Annotated in this window: 5 protein-coding genes; 1 reads left to right on the top strand and 4 read right to left on the bottom strand. The window is 70.6% G+C overall.

Annotated features, from left to right (window positions below):
* The 3 genes from D8M35_RS15035 to valS all read right to left on the bottom strand — a co-directional run.
* A partial coding sequence (locus D8M35_RS15035) for a TetR/AcrR family transcriptional regulator (RefSeq protein WP_238638259.1) occupies positions 1–498 on the bottom strand: 498 nt, incomplete at its 3' end.
* Between the two features lie 135 nt (positions 499–633).
* Positions 634–885: a hypothetical protein gene (locus D8M35_RS15030; RefSeq protein ID WP_126892563.1), complete on the bottom strand. Its 252-nt coding sequence runs from the start codon at positions 883–885 to the stop codon at positions 634–636.
* 65 nt (positions 886–950) lie between these two features.
* Positions 951–3,542 (bottom strand): valine--tRNA ligase, encoded by a 2,592-nt coding sequence (valS, locus tag D8M35_RS15025; RefSeq protein WP_126892562.1) that lies wholly within the window; start codon positions 3,540–3,542, stop codon positions 951–953.
* A gap of 225 nt (positions 3,543–3,767) precedes the next feature.
* Between valS and proP the strand changes: the two genes are divergently transcribed.
* Positions 3,768–5,342 (top strand): glycine betaine/L-proline transporter ProP, encoded by a 1,575-nt coding sequence (gene proP, locus D8M35_RS15020; RefSeq protein ID WP_238638258.1) that lies wholly within the window; start codon positions 3,768–3,770, stop codon positions 5,340–5,342.
* 150 nt (positions 5,343–5,492) lie between these two features.
* Here the strand turns inward: proP and D8M35_RS15015 are convergent.
* A partial coding sequence (locus D8M35_RS15015) for an ABC transporter ATP-binding protein (RefSeq protein WP_148113394.1) occupies positions 5,493–6,327 on the bottom strand: 835 nt, incomplete at its 5' end.

Here is a 6,327-nt window from a genome sequence, read left to right as displayed (position 1 = left end):
CGCGCCCTCGGCGAGGAGCGCGAGCTGGGCGGCGAGCTCCTCGGCCGCGTCGAGGTCCGGCACGGCGGCCGCTGCGAGCCCGGCGACGAACCGCTGGAACGAGTCCTTGTGCGCACGGGCGATCTCGGCGACCGCGGGGGAGGTCGCACCCAGCTCCCCGAAGGCGTTGATGAAGCCGCAGCCGCGGAAGGTGTCGTCGCCGAACCACTGCTCCAGGAAGTCGTACACCGCGAGCAGCCGGTCCCGCGGGGTCCGGGCTGCGGCGACCGCCTGCTCGATGCCGCGCTCCCAGAAGTCGTGCCGCCCGCTGAGCACCGCGGCGACGAGCTGTTCCTTGCCGGGGAACACCGAGTAGAGCTTCTTCAACGAGACGCCGGCGGTCGTCCGGATCTCGTCCATGCCGACCGACTGGAACCCACGGGCGTAGAAGAGCGCGTCCGCGGCGTCGACGATGCGCGACCGGACCTGCGGGTCCACGGTGCTGCTGGTGCTGGCCACGGGCGTCCCCTTCCCTGCGCGTTGCGCCCCTGCGATCCGTCCGTCATGCCGTGCGGTGGTGCGCCGGCGCCGGGAACGGACGTTCTCCAGTCTAGGACCGGGTCGGCGGCGACGTCCGGGGCCGCGGGTCCGGCGCTAGTCCTCCTCCGGCGCGTCGTCCGGGTTCGTCACCTGCGCCCGGCCGGCGGGGTCGAGGTGGATCGAGGTGCCGTCGTCGAGCTCGACGATCGGCTTGCCCTCGAGGTACGTCAGCGTCCAGCGCCAGGTCGATGCGTCGACCGACTCTGCCGCCAGCTCCTCCTCGACACCGCGTACGGCGACGACCATCGCCTCGGGGAGTCGCTCGGGTGGCTGCCCACCCACGTTCCAGCGTGTACCCAACTGCATCCGTGCCTCCAGTCCGTGTGCGGGCCGGCCGCGTCGGCGACGCGACCGGCCCGCAGGAACCGACGCTACGCCTGCTGCTCGGCGAGCTCGATCTCGGTCACCGCGAGCTCCTCGCCGTCCGTGAACGACAGGTTCTCGATCCGGCCGACCGCGGCCAGGTCGACCGCCGCACGCTCGATGAGCGCGCGCTGGTCGGCGGGGGCTGCCACGACGGCACGGGTGACCGGCGTCTTCTGGGACGCCTTGGCGGCGGTCTTCGCACCGCGGATCCCGATCAGCGCCTGGCCGACGGCCGACAGCAGCCCGGACGGCTCGGCCTGCGTCGGCAGCTCTGCGACCGTCGGCCACGCGGCCGTGTGCACGCTGGTGTCGTGGGTCCAGGCCCACACCTCCTCGGTCGCGAACGGGAGGAACGGTGCCAGCAGACGGAGCAGCGCGTCGATCGCGGCACGCAGCGCCAGGACGGCGCTCGCCTGCGTCTCGTGCGTCGCGTCCGGCGCCGTGCCGTAGGCACGCTCCTTGACGAGCTCGAGGTAGTCGTCGCAGAAGGTCCAGAAGAACCGCTCGGTGACCTCGAGCGCCCGGGCGTGGTCGAAGCCGTCGAAGGCAGCGGTCGCCTGCTCGATCACGGAGCCGAGCTCCGCCAGCACGTCGACGTCGAGGGGTTCGGTGACCGTCGTCGCGCCGCTCGGCAGTTCGAAGCCGTAGACGAACTTCGCCGCGTTGAGCACCTTGATCGCCAGACGGCGACCCACCTTGATCTGCTTCGGGTTCTGCGGGTCGAAGGCCGCGTCCGTGCCGAGCTTCGACGATGCGGCCCAGTAGCGGACCGCGTCCGCACCGTGCTGCTCGAGGATCGACAGCGGCGTGACGACGTTGCCCTTCGACTTCGACATCTTCTTGCGGTCGGGGTCGACGATGAAGCCCGAGATGCTCGCGTGCTTCCACGGGGCGACGTCGGCCTCGAGCTGGCTGCGGAGGGCTGTCGTGAAGAGCCACGTGCGGATGATGTCCTGCGCCTGCGGGCGGACGTCGTACGGGAACACGAGGTCGTACAGCGCCGGGTCGGTCTCCCACTTGCCCGCGAGCTGCGGGGTCAGCGACGAGGTCGCCCAGGTGTCCATCACGTCGAGTTCGCCCCGGAAGCCGCCGGCGACGCCGCGCTGGTCCTCCGTGTAGCCGGGAGCCGGCTCGGACGCCGGGTCGACGGGCAGCTGGGCCTCGGTCGGGACGATCGGCTGGTCGAAGACCGGGTTGCCGTCGGCGTCGAGCGGGTACCAGACCGGGATCGGCACGCCGAAGAAGCGCTGGCGCGAGATGAGCCAGTCCCCGGAGAGGCCGCCGACCCAGTTGTCGTAGCGGACGCGCATGAAGTCCGGGTGGAAGGCGATCTCCTCGCCGCGCTTCCGGAGGGTCTCCTTGAGCTGCTCGTCGCGCGCGCCGTTCACGATGTACCACTGGCGGGTCGAGACGATCTCGAGCGGCTTGTCGCCCTTCTCGAAGAACTTCACCGGGTGGTTGATCGTCTTCACGTCGCCGACCAGCTCGCCGGACTCGGTGAGGGCGTCCACGAGGACCTTCTTCGCCGAGAACACGGTCTTGCCGGCCATCTCGGCGTAGAGCTCCTTGCCGCGGGTCGACTCGATCCACGCGGGCTCGTCCGAGCGGACGCGGCCGTCGAAGCCGATGATCGCGCGGTTCGGCAGCTGCAGCTCTCGCCACCAGACCACGTCCGTGGTGTCGCCGAAGGTGCAGACCATGGCGATGCCGGCCCCCTTGTCCTGCTGCGCCAGGTGGTGCGCGAGCACCGGGACCTCGACGTCGAACAGGGGGGAGCGGACGGTCGTGCCGAACAGGTCCTGGAAGCGCTCGTCGTCCGGGTGCGCGACGAGGGCCACGCACGCGGGCAGGAGCTCGGGGCGGGTGGTCTGGATGACGACGTCCTCGCCGCCGTCGGTGCGGTGGAACGCCAGGCCGTGGTACGCGCCCGGCATCTCCTTGTCCTCGAGCTCGGCCTGGGCCACGGCGGTGCGGAAGGTGACGTCCCAGAGGGTCGGGGCGTCGGCCTGGTAGGCCTCACCGCGCTCGAGGTTGCGGAGGAACGCACGCTGCGCGCTCGCCCGCGAGGTGTCGTCGATCGTGCGGTACGACTGCGTCCAGTCCACCGACAGGCCGAGCGCGCGGAAGAGGTGCTCGAACTGCTGCTCGTCCTGCACCGTCAGGCGCTCGCACAGCTCGATGAAGTTGCGGCGCGAGATCGGCAGCTGGTCGCCGGCCTTGCTCGACTTGCCGTCGCCGCCCTCGAACGGCGGCACGAAGGCCGGGTCGTAGGGGAGCTGCGGGTCGCAGCGGACCCCGTAGTAGTTCTGCACGCGGCGCTCGGTCGGCAGGCCGTTGTCGTCCCAGCCCATCGGGTAGAAGACGTGCTTGCCGCGCATCCGCTCGTACCGGGCCTTGAGGTCGGTGTGCGTGTACGAGAAGACGTGACCGATGTGCAGCGAGCCGGAGGCGGTCGGCGGCGGCGTGTCGATCGAGTACACCGCGTCCTTCGTCGCGCTGTCGCGGTCGAAGCGGTAGGTGCCGTCCTGTTCCCAGACCGGGCCCCAGACCTGCTCGAGTCCGTCGACGGTGGGCTTCTCGGGCATGGGCTTCGACATGGCGGGGCCTTTCGATCGATGTGTGCGGCACCGAGTCCGTGGTGAGGTGCCTGAGTGTCGCGAGTACAGTCCGCGGTGGCCTCATCGTAGCGGTCCGCGTCGTCGGAGCGCTCCATCTGGTAGGCTGTCGGAGTTTGTCCGGCGGACGCGGTGTCTGCGAGGACTGCACAGTCGCTCTCCGCCGGATGCCCGAAGGCAAGACACAGCACTACCGGAGGAACGAACGTGGCACCGAACGAAGCACACCAGCACGGCGACCGGCCGTTGCGCACCAAGGCCCAGGCCAAGCGCGCACGCCGCAAGCTGACCGAGGACGACGTCACCGTCGTCGAGGAGTCGCTGCTCAAGCGTGCCGTCGCCGCCGCGGCCCTCGGCAACGCGATGGAGTGGTTCGACTTCGGCATCTTCGCCTACCTGACGGTCACCATCTCGAAGGTGTTCCTGCCGGCGGGCGACCCCACGTCGAACCTCGTCGCGACCTTCGGGTTCTTCGCGGCCGCGTTCATCGTCCGCCCGATCGGTGGTGCCGTCTTCGGCCCGATCGGCGACAAGATCGGCCGTCAGAAGGTCCTCGCGCTGACGATGATCCTGATGGCGGCCGGCACGCTCATGATCGGCCTGATCCCGTCCTACGACACGATCGGCTTCTGGGCCCCGGTCCTGCTGCTCGTCGCCCGCTTCGTGCAGGGCTTCTCGACCGGTGGTGAGTACGGCGGCGCGGCGACCTTCATCGCCGAGTACTCGCCGGACAAGCGCCGCGGCTTCATGGGCTCGTGGCTCGAGTTCGGCACGCTCGCCGGCTACGTGCTCGGTGCCTCGATCGTCACGATCCTGCAGTACACGATGCCCGAGGACACGCTGCTCAGCTGGGGCTGGCGCATCCCGTTCATGATCGCCGGCCCGCTCGGACTCATCGGGCTCTACCTCCGCCTGAAGCTCGAGGAGACCCCGGCGTTCCAGAAGCAGCAGGAGCAGGCCGCCGAGCGCGAGTCGCAGAAGACGCCGTTCCTCAAGCTGTTCGCCGAGAACTGGCGCTCGCTCCTCATCTGCATCGGTCTGGTCCTCGTGTTCAACGTGACCGACTACATGCTGCTGTCGTACATGCCGACCTACCTCGAGACGAACCTCGGCCAGAACGCCACGTTCGGCCTGATCCTCATCGTCATCGTGATGATCCTCATGATGGTCGTCATCACCTTCGGCGGCCGCCTGTCCGACAAGTTCGGCCGCCGTCCGGTCCTCGCCGCGGGCTGCATCGGCTTCATCGTCCTGTCGTGGCCGGCGCTCAAGCTCGTCCAGTCGGGCACCGGCGCGGGCGTGTTCTTCGGTCTGCTGATCCTCGGTCTCGTGCTGGTCACGTTCACCTCGACCATGCCGTCGACCCTCCCGGCACTGTTCCCGACGATCATCCGCTACGGCGCCCTGGCGATCGCGTTCAACGTGTCCGTCTCGCTGTTCGGCGGCACGACCCCGCTCGCGACGCAGGCGCTCATCGCCGGAGCGAAGGACGCCGGCCTGTCGTGGGCCGAGGACATCCCCGCGTTCTACCTGATGCTCGCCGCCGTGATCGGCCTCGTCGCGGTGTTCTTCACCAAGGAGACCGCTGCCACCCCGCTCATGGGCTCGGGCCCCACGGTCGCCCACGAGGACGAGGTCGCCGGCGTCATCGAGGACTACAACGACCCGACCTCGGAGCTCGCACAGTCCGACTGGGCGAAGGACTTCTCGACGAGCGAGATCCCGATCATCTCGGGCGACGCCCCGAAGCCGGGCACGGACAAGGAGCACGCGGGCTCGTAGCCGTCGCGGTCGGCCGGGGTGCCGTCGGACAGGCACCCTCGCCGACCCTTCCGTGAAAGCGACAGTGTCCCGCCGATCTTCGGCGGGACACTGTCGCTTTCGCGGACCGATCCACCGCGACGTGGCCCCGAGAAGCTCGCGGTGCAGCGCTCAGGCGCCGCGGGCGAGCCCGGCGGAGGCGTCGACCAGGCGCGCGGTCGCCGGGTGCTCCGGCGCGCCGAGCACCTGCTCCGCGGGACCCTGCTCGACGACCCGCCCCTGGTCCACGACGATCACCTCGTCGGCCATCCGGCGGACGGCACGCAGGTCGTGCGACACGAACACCATCGCCACGCCGGTCTCGTCGCGCAGCCGTTCGAGCAGCGTGAGCACCGCGCCCTGCACGGTCGCGTCGAGTGCCGTCACGGGCTCGTCGAGCACGACCACCTCGGGCGAGCTCGCCAGCGCCCGGGCGATCGCCAGCCGCTGCCGTTGCCCGCCGGACAGGGTGCGCGGGGCGCGGGTCCGCAGCACGGGGTCGAGTCCCACCCGACGGAGTGCGGTGTCGACCGCGTCGGCCAGCCCGCCCCGCGCCCGGCGTTCCCGACCGTCGGTCAGGGCGTCGGCGAGCACGCGTTCGACCGTCCACCGCTCGTCGAAGGTCGCAGCGGGGTCCTGCACGACGGCGGCCACCCGGTGCCGTCTGCTCCGTCGGTCCCGTTCGGACAGCGGGACCCACGGCCGACCGTCGAGCGTGACGGTGCCGGCGTCGGGCGTCTCGAGCCCGAGCAGCATCCGCGCCACCGTCGTCTTGCCCGACCCGGAGGCGCCGATCACGCCCGTCACCCGTCCGGGTCGGACCGCGATCGAGACCTCCTGCACGGCGGGTACCCCGTCGTACGACCGCGAGAGCCCGGCCCCGTGCAGCACCGGCGACGGCCCCAGCACCCGCGAGCGCTCCGGCGCCGACAAGCGCTGCGGCGCCGGCTCTGCCTCCGGCGCCGCA

The sequence above is a fragment of the Curtobacterium sp. HSID17257 genome, from assembly GCF_003989515.1.
GTDB lineage: Bacteria > Actinomycetota > Actinomycetes > Actinomycetales > Microbacteriaceae > Curtobacterium.
Note: the sequence above shows the minus strand (reverse complement) of the source record. Positions and strands in the feature narration are given on the sequence as shown.